Annotated in this window: 16 protein-coding genes; 4 read left to right on the forward strand and 12 right to left on the reverse strand. The window is 58.1% G+C overall.

Features of this window, described 5'->3' with window-relative positions; translation table 11 throughout:
- Window positions 1–30 precede the first annotated feature (30 nt).
- The 3 genes from FHX05_RS14765 to FHX05_RS14775 all read right to left on the reverse strand — a co-directional run bounded on the left by FHX05_RS14765 (window position 31) and on the right by FHX05_RS14775 (window position 3,165).
- Window positions 31–873 (reverse strand): carbohydrate ABC transporter permease, encoded by an 843-nt coding sequence (locus FHX05_RS14765; protein WP_183872559.1) that lies wholly within the window; start codon window positions 871–873, stop codon window positions 31–33.
- Entirely contained in the window at window positions 870–1,799 is a 930-nt protein-coding gene (locus tag FHX05_RS14770) for a sugar ABC transporter permease (RefSeq protein ID WP_183872561.1), read from the reverse strand. Before FHX05_RS14770 ends, FHX05_RS14765 begins: the two co-directional genes overlap by 4 nt.
- Before the next feature lie 67 nt (window positions 1,800–1,866).
- The gene (locus FHX05_RS14775; RefSeq protein ID WP_183711911.1) at window positions 1,867–3,165 is read right to left on the reverse strand and encodes an extracellular solute-binding protein; all 1,299 of its coding nucleotides are present in this window, start codon (window positions 3,163–3,165) and stop codon (window positions 1,867–1,869) included.
- Between the two features lie 271 nt (window positions 3,166–3,436).
- On the opposite strand from FHX05_RS14775, the gene FHX05_RS14780 reads away from it, so the two are divergent.
- Entirely contained in the window at window positions 3,437–4,483 is a 1,047-nt protein-coding gene (locus FHX05_RS14780; protein ID WP_183872563.1) for a Gfo/Idh/MocA family oxidoreductase, read from the forward strand.
- 14 nt (window positions 4,484–4,497) lie between these two features.
- Here FHX05_RS14780 and FHX05_RS14785 read toward each other — a convergent pair whose 3' ends face one another.
- Window positions 4,498–5,634: an ROK family transcriptional regulator gene (locus tag FHX05_RS14785; protein WP_183711915.1), complete on the reverse strand. Its 1,137-nt coding sequence runs from the start codon at window positions 5,632–5,634 to the stop codon at window positions 4,498–4,500.
- Between the two features lie 213 nt (window positions 5,635–5,847).
- Between FHX05_RS14785 and FHX05_RS14790 the strand changes: the two genes are divergently transcribed.
- Window positions 5,848–8,874 (forward strand): glycoside hydrolase family 38 C-terminal domain-containing protein, encoded by a 3,027-nt coding sequence (locus tag FHX05_RS14790; RefSeq protein ID WP_183872565.1) that lies wholly within the window; start codon window positions 5,848–5,850, stop codon window positions 8,872–8,874.
- 53 nt (window positions 8,875–8,927) lie between these two features.
- Here FHX05_RS14790 and FHX05_RS14795 read toward each other — a convergent pair whose 3' ends face one another.
- From FHX05_RS14795 to FHX05_RS14805, 3 genes are all read right to left on the reverse strand, one after another.
- The gene (locus FHX05_RS14795) at window positions 8,928–9,950 is read right to left on the reverse strand and encodes an ABC transporter permease (protein WP_112338060.1); all 1,023 of its coding nucleotides are present in this window, start codon (window positions 9,948–9,950) and stop codon (window positions 8,928–8,930) included.
- Window positions 9,934–11,454, reverse strand: a complete 1,521-nt coding sequence (locus FHX05_RS14800; protein ID WP_183872567.1) for a sugar ABC transporter ATP-binding protein — start codon at window positions 11,452–11,454, stop codon at window positions 9,934–9,936. Before FHX05_RS14800 ends, FHX05_RS14795 begins: the two co-directional genes overlap by 17 nt.
- 167 nt (window positions 11,455–11,621) lie before the next feature.
- On the reverse strand, window positions 11,622–12,608 hold the full coding sequence (locus tag FHX05_RS14805) for a sugar ABC transporter substrate-binding protein (protein WP_112338061.1): 987 nt from the start codon (window positions 12,606–12,608) through the stop codon (window positions 11,622–11,624).
- Between the two features lie 319 nt (window positions 12,609–12,927).
- On the opposite strand from FHX05_RS14805, the gene FHX05_RS14810 reads away from it, so the two are divergent.
- Window positions 12,928–13,935, forward strand: a complete 1,008-nt coding sequence (locus FHX05_RS14810) for a LacI family DNA-binding transcriptional regulator (protein WP_183872569.1) — start codon at window positions 12,928–12,930, stop codon at window positions 13,933–13,935.
- 133 nt (window positions 13,936–14,068) lie between these two features.
- On the opposite strand, the gene FHX05_RS14815 is transcribed toward FHX05_RS14810, so the two are convergent.
- Both FHX05_RS14815 and FHX05_RS14820 read right to left on the reverse strand, forming a co-directional pair.
- Window positions 14,069–15,199 carry an AraC family transcriptional regulator gene (locus FHX05_RS14815; RefSeq protein WP_183872571.1) on the reverse strand — a complete coding sequence of 377 codons (1,131 nt, stop codon included), beginning with the start codon at window positions 15,197–15,199 and terminating at the stop codon, window positions 14,069–14,071.
- A complete protein-coding gene (locus FHX05_RS14820) occupies window positions 15,186–15,659 on the reverse strand; it encodes a hypothetical protein (protein ID WP_183872573.1) in 474 nt (157 codons plus the stop codon). Before FHX05_RS14820 ends, FHX05_RS14815 begins: the two co-directional genes overlap by 14 nt.
- Before the next feature lie 29 nt (window positions 15,660–15,688).
- Here FHX05_RS14820 and FHX05_RS14825 point away from each other — a divergent pair, with 29 nt between their 5' ends.
- Window positions 15,689–16,009 carry a hypothetical protein gene (locus tag FHX05_RS14825; protein ID WP_183872575.1) on the forward strand — a complete coding sequence of 107 codons (321 nt, stop codon included), beginning with the start codon at window positions 15,689–15,691 and terminating at the stop codon, window positions 16,007–16,009.
- A 131-nt stretch (window positions 16,010–16,140) separates the two neighbouring features.
- Here the strand turns inward: FHX05_RS14825 and FHX05_RS14830 are convergent, their stop codons facing one another.
- Genes FHX05_RS14830 through FHX05_RS14840 form a run of 3 tightly spaced genes read right to left on the reverse strand, consistent with a single transcriptional unit; the run spans window position 16,141 to window position 18,374 of the window.
- Window positions 16,141–16,605, reverse strand: coding sequence for a DUF995 domain-containing protein (locus FHX05_RS14830; protein WP_246698950.1), 465 nt, complete (start codon window positions 16,603–16,605; stop codon window positions 16,141–16,143).
- A gap of 60 nt (window positions 16,606–16,665) precedes the next feature.
- Window positions 16,666–17,613, reverse strand: a complete 948-nt coding sequence (locus FHX05_RS14835) for a glycosyl hydrolase (RefSeq protein WP_183872579.1) — start codon at window positions 17,611–17,613, stop codon at window positions 16,666–16,668.
- A gap of 17 nt (window positions 17,614–17,630) precedes the next feature.
- Window positions 17,631–18,374, reverse strand: coding sequence for a DUF995 domain-containing protein (locus FHX05_RS14840; protein WP_246698951.1), 744 nt, complete (start codon window positions 18,372–18,374; stop codon window positions 17,631–17,633).
- Window positions 18,375–18,390: the final 16 nt, after the last annotated feature.

Raw genomic sequence — 18,390 nt, forward strand, 5'->3', positions numbered from 1 at the left:
CCTTTATCAGTCTGGCGCGCGCAACCGGCCTCATCCCTTTACCGAGCCACTGGTCATGGAGCCAAGGATTAGCCGCTGCAGCGACAGGAACGCCACGATCGCCGGTACGACGGAGATGAGGCAGGCGGCCGCCAGCAGCTGGATGGATGAGTCGGTTTGCATGCCACGGAAGTTAAAGATCCCGACGCCGATCGGCATCAAATTGTTTTGCGTGAGCAGCAGAAAAGGTACGAGGAATTGCGACCAGCCGGCAATGACCGTGATGATGAAGACGGAGGCGATGCCCGGTGCTGACAGCGGCAGCACGATCCGCCAGAAGACGGAGAAACGGTTGCATCCGTCGATCATCGCCGCTTCATCAAGGCTGCGTGGAATTCCGTCGATGGTGCTCTTCAGGAGCCATGTCGCAAGCGGCACGCCGAGCGCGATATAGACCATGGTCACGGCGAAATGCGTATCGAGCAGGCTAAGGCGGTTCATGTAGCGGTAGAGCGGCACCATGATGACCAGCGGCGAGATCATCTGAAAGAGCAGAAGCCCCATCATCGAAAGGCCCTTGCCCCGGAACTGAAAGCGCGAGAAGGCGTAGGCCGCGGGCATGGCGACGATCAAAACGCCGAAGCCGCTCAGAGCCGCGAGCTTCAGGCCGTTCCACAGATAGAGCGGGAAGTAGCTGTTGTTGAGCACGGTGATGAAATTGTCGATGGTGGGATTGTGCGGGATATAGCGCGCCACGCCGCGATAAATCTCCCGCTTGTCGCGTAGCGCCATCGATAGAAGGTAGGTGAGCGGGCCGGCGAAAAAGATAAACATCGCCAGCATGAAGAGATAGCTCAGAAAATCGCCGAAGCGCGTGCCGGTGCGCCTGCTCATCGTTCATCCTCCTTCGGCAGGAATGATGCGTAGACGACGGCCAGTCCGAGGCTGATAATCAGCATCAGCACGGAAAGCACGCTGCCGCCGGACAGATCGTAGTTGCGGAAGACGATGTTGAAGACATAGAGCGATATGACTTCGGTGGCGCGGCCAGGCCCGCCGCCCGTCAAAGTGATGATCGCGTCGAAAGTGTTCAGCGTCATGATGGTGATGAGGATCATGTTGACGAGGATAGCCGCCCGCAGCTGCGGAATGGTGATGAAGAAGAACTGCTGCGAGCCCGTCGCGCCATCCACTTCCGCCGCCTCGTAGAGCGAGGGATCGATTGCCTTCAACGCGGCATACATGACAACCATCGAGAAGGCCGTTCCGCGCCAGATGTTCGAGATCAGGGCCGACCAAGGCGCGATGGCGGGATCGGAAAGCCAGGCAACCGTCGGCAGATGCATGAGCCGCAGGATGCTGTTGAGCGCGCCATAGGGCGCTTCCGAAAACAGCATCTGCCAGATGATGCCGCCGGCAATGCCCGGCACGACCCAGGCGATCAGCGCCGTGGTTCTGAGGATTGTCGTGCCGAACAGGCCGCGCTTTTCTCCGCGAACGACGACGACGGCGACGGCAAGGCCGAGGATCTGCTGGCCGATGACGCTGCCGCCGACGAAGACGAGGGTAGCCCAGAGGATGTCGGGAAGCTGCGGCGAACTCAGCATGTTCGCAATGGAAGCGAGTGTATAATCCTGATTGTCACCGATCAGCGTCGCATTGGTGAAAGACAGACGGAACACGTCGATCATCGGATAGAGATAGAAGATGCCGATGACGATGATCACGGGCATGATCCAGGGTAGAGGCGCACCGGCAAAGCGGCGCATGAACGATCTGCTGTGGGGCCGGCTGGCAGCCTCGATGGCGATTGGGGTCATTGGGCTTCTCTGTCCGGGTTTGATACTGCCGGCGGCGCCCCTAAGGGCGCTGCCGTGATCGCAATCGTTAGAGACGCTTGTAAGCCTCCATGGTCGCCTTGAAAGCCGCGTTAAGGGCCTCTTCCGGCTGTTTGGTACCCGACAGGACGTCGCCCATCATGATCTGGATCTGATTTGAGATTTCCGGATAGATCGGAGCGCCGGGGCGGGCCTGGCCGTTGGCGAGAGCTTCGGCAAAGGTCTTGTTGGCTTCGGTCGCGAAGACCTCATATTTGTCGAAGAGCGACTTGCGCGTCGGCAATTGCTGCTGAAGCGCATTGCCCGGCCCCATGTAGATATCCCGGGCAAGATTGGCGCACATCTCGACCTTGGCCTTGTCCTTGCTGAACGAGGCAATCGTCCAGCCGCCGGTACCGGTCGAGCGCTGATCGGCAGTCGGGCCTGGGATGGGCGAGAAAGTCCAGTTGGCGAACTCGTCTGCATCCAGTGTTGCCTTCAATTGGGCAAGCTGCCAGTTGCCGCCGATGAAGAGCGCCGTCGTTCCGGCAGCCGCGGCCGCGTTCAGATCATCATAGTTGCCGATCGTGGTCACACGCTTGGGTGCGGCGCCGGAATCGACGAGATCCTTGTAATAGGTCAGCGCCTTGAGGAATTTCTCCTTGTTTTCGCCCTCGCCGAAAACAGGTTTGCCGCTATCGTCGACGAGCTTGCCGCCGAGCGCCCAGTAATTGGCGAGCCAGTCGAAGGTCGACCCCTCATAGCGGCCGGCGTTGAAAAGAATACCCTCCATGCCTTCCTTGACGGAGGCGATGCCGGCCTTCTTCAGGTCGTCCCAGGTCTGCGGTGCATCGGGGACGATGGACTTGTTGCGGTATAGAACGCGAAGGTCAGTGTCCCACCACCAGGCGCGGATCGTCTGATCCTTGTCGGTAATGCCGTTGCGGATGAAGGGAAAGAGATCGGCAACCTCATCCTTGGAGAAATAGGGGGTGAAGTCGGCGAGCACATGATTGACCATGAACTGTGAGAGGACGAAGGAGTCGACAGCGGCGCAGTCGGGAGCGTTGCCGGCCTTCGCCTGTTCGAGCATTTTTGCCTGTTCGGTACCGATATCCGCCGACATGAACTGCATCTGCAGTTTCCAGTCGGGATGCTTCTTGATGAAATCGACGAAGAGCTTTTGGTAGCCCTGAGCAATCGCCGGATCGGCATTGTTGGGACTGTCGTTCGTGAGCCGGACAGTAAGGGTTTTCGGCGCATCTGCAAGGCCGATCCTGTCCTTCGTCGCCAGTTCCTGGGCAAACGCGGCAGGCAATGAAAACAACATCGTGCTCAGCGCCAAGGCGCTGACGAACGCTCTCTTCATGATGGGTCTCCTCCCCATTTAAACGGATACAGCCTGGCGGTCAGTTGACCTCTCCTCATTTCCATGCTGCATTAATTAGATTAAGTTACTTTGGTTTGATGTCAAGTCACAGCTCGGGAGGATTGAGATGCCGGCGACATTCAACAGCAGCTAGCGGCCTCAACCCGCGGCTCCCGATTGCAGAATAGTCGAGCCGTTGCGGGCAGCCGCAAAGGGCAGCGAGGGTTTTGCTCCGGCTGTCGAAACAGCCAAACCATCCATGGAGGATCAGATGCGTCTACTCATTCTCGGCACCGGCGGAATGGCCAACAAGCACGCGGCAAGTTTCAAAGAGATCGAAGGCGTCAGCGTTGTGGGCGGCGTCGATGTCGTGCCCGAGCGGCTGGCCGCCTTTTGCTCGGAACACGGTATTCCCAATCGTTTTGCCTCGCTGGAAGAGGCCTTGGCCTGGGGCGAGTTTGATGCCGTCGCCAATGTGACGCCTGACGCTGTTCACCACCCGACGACGCTGCAGGCGATTGCGGCCGGCAAGCATGTCTTCTGTGAAAAGCCGCTTGCGACCGATGCAACCAAGGCGATGGAAATGACCGAGGCTGTCGAGAAAGCCGGTAAGGTCGGCATGGTGAATTTCACCTACCGCAATTCGCCTGCCCTGCAGAAGGGGCGGCAGATGGTGCTCGGCGGCGAAATCGGCAAGGTGAGGCATGTCGAAGCTTCGCATTTGCAAAGCTGGCTGGTGGGGAAGCATTGGGGCGACTGGAAATCCGAGAGCAAATGGCTGTGGCGTCTCAGCAAGAAGCATGGCTCGAACGGTGCGCTTGGCGATATCGGTATCCATATCGTGGACTTCGCCTCCTATGGTTCCGGTCTCGATATCGCTCATGTTTTCGCGCGGCTGAAGACTTTCGACAAGGCCCCGGGTGACAAGATCGGCGAATACGATCTCGATGCGAATGACAGCTTCACGATGAATGTCGACTTCACGACGGGAGCGATCGGCACCATCCAGGCGACGCGCACCGCCGCCGGGCAGATGGACCAACTGCGCCTCCGGATTTACGGCGAGACGGGCTCGATCGAGATCATCTATGACACTGGAAAATCGACGCTTCGCGCTTGTCTCGGCGAAGACGTTCATACGGCAACGTGGCGCGATATCCCGTTCGACGAAGTGGAAACCAATTATCAGCGGTTTGTCCAGGCGGTCAGAATGGGCAGGACGCAGGAACCTTCGTTCCGCCGTGCGGCCAAGATTCAGAAGGTGCTGGATAAGGCGCTCGCCTCGGATACTAGCCATAAAGACGAGGCACTTGCCTGAATCCGCAGTGAGCCTCAGCCTGAGACCGGCGGCAGCAGGGTATTCAGAAAAGGCAGGAGTGCCGCCCCCAGCGCCACGCCGCCGCCGCTGAAGCTTGCCGGCTTCATCGGTGAGATCCAAGGCGTGAGGAAGGGGCGCTTCGACGTATCACGGCGCTCGACAGACAGCTGATGGATCAGCGCGTCGATGACGCCTCGCGGCAGGTCGCCGCCGATCATGATGACGCTCGGCGCTATGAAGCCGGCCATCGCGATGATCGGATCAAGCAGGTGGCTTGCCGCCTCGCGGATCCATTCCGCGAGCAATGGTGATGGCGGCTCCTGTCCGTCTATCAGGCGGCTGAATTCGTCGCCGCTGAGAAATTTGCGCAGTGCGCCAAATCCGACGACCGTGTTCAAGGGAACATTGTCGGGGCCGGTTCGCATATCGCCGATATTGCCCGCACGTCCGTGAACGCCCGAATAGGGAATACCGCGAACGAGGAAGCCGGCCTGCACATCCTCGTCGATGATGATCATCGCGAGACCACCTTTCAGGGGCGGCGTGCCGATCGTGCGCTCGGCGAGGAGGCTTGCCGTGCATTCGCTCTCGACATAGCTGCGCGGCAGTTTCGATGCGGCATCCAGCTGCTCGCGCTCTTCCGCGCTCCAGTCGTTCGAGCCGATACCCAGACCGATGATCGGCAGGTCGGCGTGACGGCCAATCATGCCCTCGATCGCCGATTGGATCGATGTGACTCTGCTTCTCTGCGTAAGAGGAAAATAAACGCGGTCGTGAACCTGGCCGCTGAGATCGACAAGCACGGCCTCGCCGCGATTTTGACGAGCACGGATACCGATCGAGAAGGCCCCTTCGGGCCGCAGGGCAAATTCCGTTGATGTCGCGCCGCCACCGGCACCTTTGCGCCTATGCGATGTCACCAGCCCTTCATCGCCAAGCCGGCGCAGAATGTTGGTGATTCCCGGTCCGGTCAGCCCCGAATGTTTTCCAAGCTCCATGCGGGTCAAAGGGCCGTGGCGGCGGATCGCCTCCAGAATGACGCGAATATTTCTATCGGCGATTTCTCCAGACCGCAGACCGAGTGTCTTACCCCGCGTAACGTCCGCATCCTGCGGCTGATAGCGCCGTGGCCCGGATCGAAGATACCGCATGTTCGATTTCCTTGCGTATCCTGATGCTTGTGTATCACGGACAAAACTCTCGCAACTTATTTCTGTGCGCCTTGACGCCAAAACAAAGTTACTTAATCTAAATTCCGGCTGCGCGATCCGCTGGGAGGAGATGGGATGCGGGGCTGGCGACCCATTTGCGCTGATCTATTCTCTCCTCCGCCGTCAGTTGCCGATTTTCCGATAGGATCCGCCATGTCTCTTACTATTGCTCAACGCCTTGATCGCCTGAAAGTCCGCACTGCAGAGCTTGCGCATTGGCGTGACAGACAAAGCCTCGCGATCGACGGTTGGACCTTCGATGGAGAGCCGATAGCGCATCATCAGGATTGGCCACATCGCAATGGGACGATTCGCTTCGCTGCCAAGGCAACGGCGCCGCAGGACTGGCCGCTCGAGCAGATCCGCCTACAGCTCGATCTTGGCGGCGAGAGCCTGCTGACGCTGCGTTATCCTGATGGCGAAGCTGAGACCTTCGGCCTCGACCCCTATCACCAGGAATTTCCGATCAAGGGTCGCGATTTCCAGATCGCCACCGAGAGCGTCGCGCGTTTTCCGTTCGGGGAGCCGAACAGGGCGCCGAAACTCAACAAGGCGCGATTGATCTGGTTGGATGAACCGGTCCACCGGCTGCATCTCCTGTTGCAACAGATCGGCGAGGCTGCCGATGTTCTTGACGGCCATGAAGCCGTGCCGCATCTGATCGATGCCGCCGAACGGGCGCTGCGCAGCCTCGATTGGCCCTCCGACACAGCAGCCTATATCTCGCGCACCTCGGGCGCGGCAATGCAGCAGAAGATCTGGGAATTGCCGGAACTTCAGGACAATCCAGCCGGTCTCAGCGAAGCGCAGAGTGCTTCGGCAGCTGCTGCCTATGATGAATTGCTTGCGCAACTGAAGGAGCTTCAAAAGCGCTTCCCACAGAATGGCGAACTGCTGCTGACCGGTCATGCCCATATCGACCTGGCATGGCTTTGGCCCTATGACGAAACGCGCCGCAAGATGCGCCGCACCTTCAGCACCGCGCTTTCGCTGATGGAACGCTCCGACGACTTTCGCTTCAATCAATCGACCGCGCAATACTATGCGCAGATGGAAGAGGATGATCCGGAATTGCTCCAACGGATCAAGAAGAAGGTTACCGAAGGAAAATGGGAAACCCTCGGCGGCATGTGGGTCGAGCCTGATACCAACATGCCCACAGGCGAGAGCCTCGTACGCCAGGTGCTTTATGGCCAGCGTTATTTCGAAAAGCATTTTGGCCTGCGTCACAGCGTCTGCTGGCTGCCTGATTGTTTCGGCTTTTCCGGTGCCCTGCCGCAGATCCTGCGGCTTGGAGGCATCGACAGCTTCTTCACGATCAAGGTGAACTGGAGCGAAAGTAATCACATTCCGTCCGACCTGTTCTGGTGGAAGGGGCTCGATGGCAGCAAGGTGTTGACCCATACGTTCGATAACCCCATGCAAGGTTACAACGGCTTCGTGCAGCCGGATTGCTTCGTGCCGACCTGGAAGAATTTCCGCGGCAAGACGCAGCATGACACCTCGCTGCTGGCCGTCGGCTATGGCGATGGCGGCGGCGGCGTCACGCCGGAAATGGTCGAGCGCGAGGTACAGCTCCGCGACTTCCCGGCGATCCCGAAGGCACGCTGGGGCACGGTGAAGGGTTTTTATGAAAAGGCGCACCGTACCGCTAAGGAAAAGGAGCTTCCGGTCTGGGACGGGGAAATCTACCTCGAGCTGCATCGCGCGACGCTGACATCGCAAAGCGGGGTCAAGCGCAAGCATCGCCAGGCCGAACGCGCCCTGATCACGGCGGAGACGCTGGCCTCGCTTGCCCATATGCTGGGCGCTGCCAAACCTCTGAGCCTGGAGGCTGATTGGCGCGTCGTTCTGAAGAACGAGTTTCACGATATCCTGCCTGGATCGAGCATTCGCGAGGTCTATGCCGATGCCGAGCGCGAGCTTGACGGCGTGATCGACAATGCCAAGGCGGAGCAGGCCAAGGCCCTGAAGACGTTGTCGGCTCATCTTCCGGCGGGTGGGGTGACCGATGCACTTGTTGTCGTCAACCCATCCCTTTCGCCGCGCCCGCTGACCGCAACCTTATCGGACGGAACGGTCCTTGCATCTGCCGATCCCATCGCACCTCTTTCCGTCGCGGTCTTCGATCGCAAAGCGCTGAAGCCTGTCGCGGGGCTCAAAGCCGATCCCCATCATCTCGAAAACCAGCATCTGTCCGTGATCATCGGCAAGGATGGCGCCGTATCGAGCCTTATTCACAAGGCGACGGGACGAGAAGCGATTGAAGGAAGTGCCAACCAGCTCTGGGTCTATCCAGTCGACAAGCCGCGCAACTGGGATGCCTGGGACGTCGACGCCGACTATACCGAGAAAGGCATCCGGCTCGATCGGCCGGAGAGCATCACTCTGGTCGAGGAGGGACCGCATCGCGCCGCGATCCGTGTCATCAATCGGTACCGCAACTCGACCGTGACCCAGCTTTATGTTCTGACGGCCAATGCCCGCAGGCTGGATATCGAGACGACGATCGATTGGCACGACCGGCGCACCCTGCTTCGGACGCTGAACCCGGTTGCCGTGCGGTCGCGCACCGCGACTTTCGAATGCGCCTTCGGCATCGTCGAGCGGCAAACGCATACCAACACCTCCTGGGAGCAGGCGATGTTCGAGGCGGCTGCACATCGCTTCGTCGATCTGAGCGAACCCGGCTTCGGCGTCGCCCTGCTCAACAATGCCAAATACGGCCACAGCGCTCGCGGCAATGTCATCGGCATGAGCCTCGTGCGCTCGCCGATCTATCCCGATCCGCTGGCCGACGAAGGCGAGCAGAGCTTTACCTATGCGCTGATGCCGCATGAAGGCGCCTGGTATGAAGGCGGCGTTCTAGCTGAGGCGATCGATCTCAACCAGCCGCTGGTCAGCATGGAGGCAAGCGGTCTTGCGACCTGCACCTTGTCGCCGCTCGCTATCGAAGGCATACCTGTCGCCTTCTCCGGCCTGAAGCCGGCCGAGGAGGGGGAGGGACTTATCCTGCGACTTTATGAACCAGCCGGCCGGCGCGGCCGCTTGTCGCTGACCCTGCCGTCAGGATGGCAGGCTTCGGGGCCGCTGAACATTCTGGAGGAGCCGATCGAACGCACCGGCCCTGCCGACATCATGCCGTTTGAAATCCGGACCTGGAAATTGCAGCGGACCTGACGGCAAAGCTCGATTTTGTCGGGCCATAGCCTTTGCTCCGGAGAGCCGCCTTGTCAGCGGCTCTCCAATATGCGCATCAACCGGCCGCGATAGCTGTCGAGAATGACGGCGAGCACGATGACGGCACCGATGACGATCGGCTTGATATTGTCGTCGGCGCCCAAGAGCTGCAGCCCCGTGGACAGCACCTGCAGAATGCAGGCTCCGACAAGCGTTCCGATGATCGAGCCCTTGCCGCCTGAGAGGCTGGTGCCGCCGATGATGACGGCCGCGATCGCGTTCAATTCATAGCCGATGCCCGCAACCGGGCTGCCGACATTGAGACGTAGCAGGTAGACCATGGCGGCAATGCCGGCAGTCAACCCGGAAATGGTGAAGACCGCGATCTTGTACTTCTTCGGTTCGTGGCCCGATAGGCGGACAGCCTCTTCATTCGTCCCGATTGCGAAGACGAAACGCCCGAACACCGTATAGCGCAGCACGAACCAGCCGATGAGGACGACGACGATCGCGATCAGGAAGATCGACGGGAGGACGCCCCAGAAAATCAGATTGCCGAAGTCGACGAAGGGCTGCGGCAGGCCGGTAATGGTGGAGTTGTCACTGACGACGCGGGCAAGGCCGCTTGCGACGTTAAGCATGCCAAGGGTGACGATGAAGGATGGAAGTTTCCATTTCTCGCAGATCCATCCGTTGATGGCACCCAGGATCGCGCCGGCCCCCATCGAGGCGAGTGATGCGAGAGCGATCGCCTGCCAGGGAGAAAATCTCGGGTCGATCATGATCGTCGCGCCGATGACCGTACAAAGCGCCAGCAGCGATCCGACGGAAAGATCGATGCCGCCGGTGAGGATGACGAAGGTCATGCCGGCGGCAAGCACCGTATTGATGGCGATCTGCACGAAGATCTTCAGGAAGTTCTCCGGCGTCGCGAAATAGGGCGCAGTCAGCGAGAAGAAGATCAAAATCAGGACGAGGGCGATGGCGACACCGGCCTCTTTCATCGAGATCCGGATGAGCTTGTCCCAGACGCTGGCTTCTTTTGCCTCGGTCGTCTTTTCAATGTTGCCGGACACGACTGTACTCCTTGTAAGCGAGCGAGAGGATCCTGCTCTCGTCAAATTGCTCTCGGGGTATTTCCCCGGCTATCTTGCCGTCCGAGAAGACGATGATGCGATGGCAAATGCTCATGAGTTCCGGCAGATCCGAAGACACGACGAGAACGCCTTTTCCCTCGGCGGCAAATTTCCCCAAAAGCTCGTAGATTTCCGCCTTGGCACCGACATCGATGCCGCGCGTCGGCTCGTCGAAGATCAGCACTTTGGGGCCGCGAAACAGCCATTTGGCGATGACGACTTTTTGCTGGTTGCCGCCGGAGAATGTCCTGACGGCCTGATGGATGGACGGTGTCTTTATCCGCAATTCACGCACAAGGCGCTGCGAGGACTCGTCTTCGACTTTGCGGATGATCAGCCCCTTGCGGGAGACTTTGGCGAGATTGGTGATGGTGGTGTTTTGCGCACAGCTCATGTCGAGCATGAGCCCCTGCACCTTGCGATCTTCTGTCGCCAGGCACAGTCCGGCGGTTACCGCGTCCTTGGGCGAGGTAATCTCGACCGGTTCGCCATCTATGCGGATTTCGCCTGCAGCCTTGGCGTCGGCGCCGAATATGGCCCGGACCGCCTCGGTGCGGCCGCTGCCGACAAGCCCGGCAATGCCGACGATTTCTCCTTTGGCGACGGAAAATGACAGTTCGGGGCTATGGCTCGTCACTTTGAGACCGGAGACGCCAAGCGCCTCGCCGGAGATGGTGCTGTCGCCGCGGAAGGCGTCGTGCTGCGCAAGTTCGCGCCCGACCATGAGTTCGACGATTTTCGGAATTCCGAGTCCTTCGAGCAGCCGCGTGATCACATGCTGCCCGTCGCGCAGGATGGTGACGTCATCGCCCACCTCGAAGATCTCTTCGAGCCTATGCGATATATAGAGCGTGGTAACGCCCCGCGCCTTCAGCCGCTTGAGAATCTCAAAAAGCCGATCAACTTCCTTGGAGGTCAGGGTTGCCGTCGGTTCATCGAGAACCAGAAGCTTGCTTTCGTTGGAGAGCGCCTTGGCGATCTCGAGAAGCTGAAGCTGGGCGACGCTCAAGCTGCTGGCAAGCGTCGTCGGCGCCACGTTGAGGCCGACTTCCGCCAACAGCTCCGCCGCCCTGGCGTTCATCTGCTTATAGTTCACCAGGCCATATCGGCGCGGCAGGTGTTCAAAGAGCAGATTTTCGGCGACGGTAAGATTGGAAAGCGGATGCAGCTCCTGGTGAATGACCCGGATGCCCGCCTTGAACGCCTCGAGCGGAGAGGACGGATGATAGGCTTTGCCGTCAAACAGGATGCGGCCATCGTCTGGCTTGAAGACGCCGCCAAGCATATTGATCAGGGTCGATTTGCCGGCACCGTTTTCACCAAGAAGAATGTGACCCTTGCCGCGACCGATCTCTATTGAGACATCCTTTAGCGCCACAACGCCCGGGAAGCGCTTGCCTATTCCTTCCAGCTTCAGGATGGCATCATCTACTGTCTCAGGCACGTCCACCTCCTCAGCGTTTCCATTTCGAATTGGAGATAACGATCTTCCTCGCGGCGCCTTCCACTGGGGCTAACGCCTCACGCTAAACGGCCGGTCAGAAGATCGATCGAAAAGCGGATGCGCCGGCGAATGCCGACGCATCCCTGCCCGCAAGGCGGGTTTATCGACTATTTGAGGTCCTTGGCGGTGACGAGCGTCACGTCGGTCTTCACCCAACCGGTGAATTTTTCGCCGGCATATTCGCGAAGGCCGTACTTGATGCCCATGGCCGCCATTTCCGCGCCATACTGCTCGACGGTGGCAAGCATCTTGCCGTCCTTGATCAACGGCTTGACGGAGGGGATGTTGTCGAAGCCGACAACCTTGATCTTGCCTGCCTGGCCGGATGCATCGAGCGCCTTGACGACACCGAGGGCCATGGAATCGTTTGCAGCCATGACGCCTTGAATATCCTTATATTTCGTCAGGAAATTCGTCATGACGGTATTGGCTTCTTCGGTTTCCCAATGTGCGGTCTTGCTGTCGAGAAGCTCGAGCTTGCCGTTCTTGATGGAATCCATGAAGCCTGCCTTGCGCTCCTTGGCGTTGTCGGCCTCGGGATTGCCTTCCAGGATCACGACCTTTGCGCCGGGTCCAAGATCCTTGGCGAGCGCATCACCGGCAAGCTTGGCGCCGGCAGCGTTGTCAGGGCCGAAGAAGGCGAGATCGATACCGGCTGCCTTCTTGGCGTCGGCGTCGAGCGGCACGTCGATATTGATGACTTTCACGCCGGCCTTCACTGCCTTGGCAAGCGGCGTTGCCATGGCCTTGGAATCGGCCGGTGCGACGACGATGATGTCGTACTTCTGCGTCACGAAATTCTCGACGGCGTCGACCTGCGAGGCAAAGTCACGTTCGTCCTTCATGCCGACGGCCTTGAAGTCGAACTTGTCCTTGTTTTCAGCCGCATACTTGTCCGCGCCGGCCTTCATCTGCTTGAAGAACTCGTTGGACAGAGATTTCATGATCAGCCCGACCTTGGGCTTGCCGGCCGCAAAGGCAGGCGACACGCCGCAGGACAGCGCAAGCACCAGAGTGCCCGCAAGTCCGAGCTTCAGCGCCGCGCGCCGGGGTGCGTTGATCAAGACGGATTCACGCTTTGTAGAATTGGACATTTCTTTCCTCCCGAACGGTCCTGAGCTCAGCTCCAACTGAGTTGTCTGCGACAATGAACCGTTTCCACATATATTGGGTAGCATGCCGCTAAGAATTGTCAAGGCGCTATAAAATCCAGCTGAAACCTGGCTAAAATTTCAACTTTACCAATGCTGGAAGAGAGGTATGATGAACCGTTTCCATTGTGCGGAGCGTTTATGTGGAAGCAATGGAAGATCAGCTTGACATGAAGCCTTTGACTAAGATTGCAGAGACCATCAGCTGAGAGCCCGGATCAGGGCGCGCCGGAAGGTGAGATGAAGGGATATTGGTATCCATATGCCAAAGGTCGGAATTCGTGACGTTGCCAAGCTGGCAGGAGTTTCCACCGGGACCGTTTCGCGGGTTTTGAATGATCATCCTTCCGTGACCGGCGAATTGAGAGTGCGGGTCAGAGGCATTATCGAGCAGCTCGGCTATATGCCAGACCCATCTGCCAGAAGCATGCGCGGCAAGGTCAGCCGGCTCATCGGCATCGTCATTCCCGATCTTACCAACCCCTTCTTTTCGGAACTTGTGCAATCCGCAGAGCAGGCGGCGGCAAGGCATGGCTATAACATCATCGTCATGACCTCCTTTGATCATGCAGCCAAGGAGGCGGATCGGATCGGCCAGCTGACGAGCCGTAAGGTGGATGGCATCATCCTTGTTCCGAGCAATGATTTCCATACGCTCAAGCCGCCGAAGGGGTTGCCGATCGTCATCGTCGATCGCCTCCTTCCGGGATATTCCGGCATTGCTGCCGATCATCGAAGCGGCGTGCGCCTCGGTGTCGAGCATCTCGTGAAGCTGGGCCATCGCCGTATCGGCTTCATTTCCGGTCCAAAAGACTCAGTTCCTGCGAATGATCGTCTCAAGGGCTATATCGATGCGATGGAGCTGATCAGCGAGGGCAAGCAGAATGCGGCGCCACTGATCGCCGAAGCTGCCTTCGACTATGAAAGCGGCCGGTCCGCCGGAAACTATCTTCTAGCGCGCGCGCGCCACGAGCGCCCAACCGCCATATTCGCTAGCTCCGACCAACAGGCGATCGGCTGCATGAGGGCGGCTCATGATTTGGGAATTCCAATCCCGGCTGCCCTTTCCATCGTCGGCTTTGACGGTATTCCGCTTGCAAGCATGACAATCCCACGCCTGACCACCGTCAAGCAGCCAATTCAGGACATAGCGGCGGCAGCGGTCGCTGTTTTATTGAGCAAGCAGGGCGCCCCCGAGCTCGGCAAACCACTCTTGTTGCCCTGCGCGATTTCCGAGGGGGAAACAACCTCTTCACCGCAGCCGGATTGAAAGCGGGTGATATCAGTGACCTAGCAGGCGGTACACCGCATATCGACTGCATATATTACTCGCCGTATTTATCTGTAGCAATATCTGAACTACTGCCGTTGGAACTGCCATGCCGATATGTAGCTTATACCGCTCAAATACCGAGCGTATTAAGCCAATCGCCGAAGGTGGATGTCTCCGTCATCTGCGGTAGATGATCGACCTTGCATTCGCCTGTATGCCTGCGGACTTCGCTCGGGCTATAGCCGAATTCGTGTGTGAAGGCCCGGCTGAAGTTAGCTGCTGATTCAAAGCCGAGATTACTGGCTATATCTGCAATTTTCTGACCGTTGCTCAAGTCGGCAAGTGCTGCGCGTGCAGCCAGAAGTCTTCGTCTTCTCACATAGTTCAACACACCACCCGATGTCTGGAACAGTCCATAAAGCCGGGTTCGGGAGATTGCCAATTCACGGCTCAATGCTTCAGGGGTTAGATCCGCCGATCCGAGATTGTTCTGAATAAAGCGACGAGCTTTCGTCATAAGGCCGATCTCGGAGCTGCGATCGCCGGTCGTGTGGCCGTTCACCAGCGGTGCGACACTATGAAATATCATTTCCTGTAGTTGGTTGCGTACACTGTGCAGGTCGTCTTTTGTCAAACGGTCGAGGTTTGCTTCAAGAAAAGCAATGTAGTCAGCCAGCAACTTGACGCGCTCACCCCCCAGGACGATGTTGTTGCTTGCTCCAGGCAGTCCGCCGTGATCGGCAAACAGATCGCAAGGCAGGATGAGGGAGACAGATTGCGCGCTTATGGTGCGGCCATAAAACGGGCAGCCAAGTGCCCGGATTTCCATCATGCCAGGCTCGTTTTCGACCACATGTCCGTTGACGCTGGTCCATGTTCTGCCCGTGCGCAGAAAGGTGATCTGCCAATGATCTATGGCGCTGAAGCGTACTTTTTCTGCAGGGCGCTCATAACGGAAAGCCGGCGTTTGTTGCTGAACGAGAAGTGCCCCTTCCAGATTCCATACGGTTTGGCTCGCAGCAAAACCATCGGCGGCCTCGGCGCTTTCGGGAAGATAAGCATCGATCAAGGGCGCCATATGCTTCCGCCAAGCCGGGAATTGCTGGTTGGGAGCCTCATTGGATGTGGAAAACGGCAGCGACACGAGTACCGGCTGGTCTGTGGCGTTGCCGCAAAGGGGAGCATCGGAAATGCGGGGCCAGCGGCGCCTTTCGACAAGGGTCGGTTGTTCGGAGCTAGTCTCCGTTTTATCCCACATCATCGTAATAGCCTTTCGACGCAACATTCCAACTCGATTGGCGGTTCCCGCGTTGTTCTGGCAACGGGCGGATGAAAAGGAGTGATGGACGGCCAAAATAGATCGCGCGTGGATAGTATAGATCTTGCATATCCAAGATCTTCCCTGGTCGTCGCAAAACAGCCCGAATTTCAGTCCATCCGAGCGTCCGCCGGTTGGCGGACTGACTGAAGGGACGTGATTGGATCACGTCTTGAGAAAATGATTCTGTGCTGCGATGCGCCTTGGCCAGCGAACCAAAGAAGTCTGTGGATGTCTGAGTCGAGGCTCTGTGCATCCATCGAATATCGCGCCAAGCTATATTCATTGCAGGCAGCATTGTTACAGTTCCCCGCCGGAAGGCTGTAGGGAAAATTAAGCAGATTTCATTAATCTTTTCAAGATATTTATAGAAGTTGCTTAAATGTTTTCCGCTGTAATACACGAACAAAACTTGCAAAGGAGAGTAAATTTATGAGTTTTTGGAAAAACTCTTGTAATCTGACTAACGTTAATCGAAAAATTGATGCCTTCATGCCAGCGGTACTTGTGATTGCATTTTCGGCAGGTATGGCTGCAACCGCAAATGCAGCGGAGAGCCAGCACGTAAAGAGCAAGACCGTTCAGCTGTATATGAAAAAGTATCAGAAGAACGATGTCGTCTTCTATAGTGGAAGATCGCTTGCCAAGACGACTTCGGTTTCCGCCGAGGACTACTTCAAGGGCTCTCCCTATATCTGCACACCAAGCGGATTTGGAAGAACGTCGCATTGCTACAATCGCGGTGTGTTCTAAGGTGAGCCAGCGACTGTCGCGCTGTGCGCGCGGCAAAGAATAGGGGTATTCCCTGGATGGCGATTCGGCGGAACAAGTGGGGACGCGTGCCGCCTGCTATCCAAGAAAAGCCCCTATGTGAGTATTCGACTTCAACCGGGCAGATGACTGCGAACATAATCGCCCCGTCGTAGTTTCAGAACTTCGTCATCATGTTTGATCGGATTATGACGGAACACATACCATTTGCCGCCTGATGCTCGTTTCTGATAGATGATCCCAGCCTTCTCGCGATGCAGGAAGCAGGACACATTGGATGCTGCACTTTTCTTGCTGTGCCAGACAGCGCTCATGCAAAGTCTACCGCGATCGGTTGCATACCAGGTGCCCTTTGCGTAAGATTTTTGGGCACCCGTGTGCGACCAGGCCGTAAATCGGCGGTGATGGCGGGAGAAGAAGCCGGCCCCGTCTTTCCATATCCAGGAGCGTCCTGCGTAGAGCTTTTTGAGCTCCCTCGCACTCATCGGCATGGCTTGGTGGGCCGCATGCGCCGTCATTCGATCGATATGACGATGCGTCGCCGCGTTCGCGGTGCCGGCCAGCAGCATCGCGAACATGGTATTCAGGATGATGAAACGGAACCAGGACATATACTTATCCTCCACCTTTCATCGCGGTCAGTTCAGCAGGGGCGGTGTGGCGACCCGCCAGTCCGGCCTGCCCAGACCGTCCGGCCAGGGGTAGACTTCACGATCGTTGAAATAAACTACTGCCTGCAGGTTAGGGAATTCGGAGTGCGGCTTGTTGGCTTCCTCGGCCCATCCATGAACATAGGCCTCGTTGCCCTGATAGCCCAATTCCGCGATCACGACCGGCTTCTTGAAGCGCTTCACACGGTCATAGCCAGGCTTGGTTGCTTCCACGAAGGTCGAATCCCGCCCGAGCTTGCGTAGATCGAACGGTTGGTAACCGAACACCGACAATCCGACGACGTCGACGAATGAATCACCGGGGTAGTAGGCTTCGAGCCCATCCTTGCCCATCGGCGACCACATGTACTTTGCCGTGGGAAGGCTCTTGCGGCAGACGGTGACCGCGTGCTTATAAGCTTTCACGTAGTCGTCCGCCTTCCAATAGGCCCAGGTGAACTGTCCGTTCTTCTCGTCCATTTCCTGAGCCCAGCGAATGGTGACGGGCGTATTGAGCTTGGCGGCCGCGGAGCAGATCGCCGTCATGTTGGAATCGTAGTGACCCGCCAGAATTCCACTGAGGAGATCGGCTGGTGTGACCCGCCAGTTGCGGGCCCATGACCAGGGCTCGACCGTGATCAGCAGCGAGCGCCCGCGCTTGCGGGCATATTCGTCTGCCGTGCTCAGCGTCGACAGATCGACATCTTCCCAAGGCAGGAAGAGGTGCTCGATCTTTGGATTGGGGTCATTGGAAAAATCCCCGTTGGGATCATAGGCACCCCCCGGTAGCGATTGGGGAGTGATAATCGGCCTCTTGTCATTGAAGAGCGGCCGGGTCTCGGCCCTTGCATCCAAGCCGTTGCTGGCAGCATATACGCCCCCGCAGAGGGCGCCAGCCGCAAGCAAAGCCGTCGTTAGTTTCGATAGGGTTTTCATCGCATTGCCTCCTTCCTCTATTCGGTCTTGCGGACGGTTAAAGAGGTCTTCAAGGCCTCCAGTCGTTGTGAGACCAGATCATCGGCGATGAGGTTTGTTGCCTCATCGGTTTTCTCGGTAGTGGGATGGCGAAACACAATCCATGCTCCGCCAGTCTCGCGTTTCTGATAGATCGTTCCATCGAAGATGCGATGAACGAAGCAGGTCTTGGCCGGAAACTGGCCGCTTGCGGCATGCCAGGTTGCCTCCAGACACAGCCGGCCGGTGTCTGTTATAGCCCAGCGGCCTTCAGCCCAGGATTGTCCACCGGTTCCGTCAACCCAGGCTGAGAACCGACGGTCGGTATTCTGCATTCGGCCGGCGCCATCGGGCCAGCGCCAGCTCTTGTCGTGATAGAGCATGTAGAGTTCAGCCGCCGTCATGGGTCTTGCGCCGTCCGGCACCTTGGTGGTAGTCGCGGCTACGGCCGCATTGCTCGCCGTCGCAAGCCCGAGAACGATCGCGCATGCCAGCGATGCTGCGGCGAGGAGGGAGGTCTGTTTCCTTGATGGTTTCATATTATTTCTCCCGTGTTCGTGACTGCCGAGCCTTGGCGCTGCTGCCCTCAAGGCTCGCTGCCGGTTTCGCCGGCTGGCAATGTCTCGCAGGTTACCCTGCGTGCTTGCCGACTTACCTATGGCGCAGATGCGAGCGCCGATCCAGCGGGCATGGCTTTGTTCCGCCAGCGCGCTGAGATCCTGCTCGGTTTCCATAACAGCCATCTTCATCTGCGTTCCG

This window comes from Rhizobium sp. BK491, assembly GCF_014194925.1.
Taxonomy (GTDB): domain Bacteria; phylum Pseudomonadota; class Alphaproteobacteria; order Rhizobiales; family Rhizobiaceae; genus Rhizobium.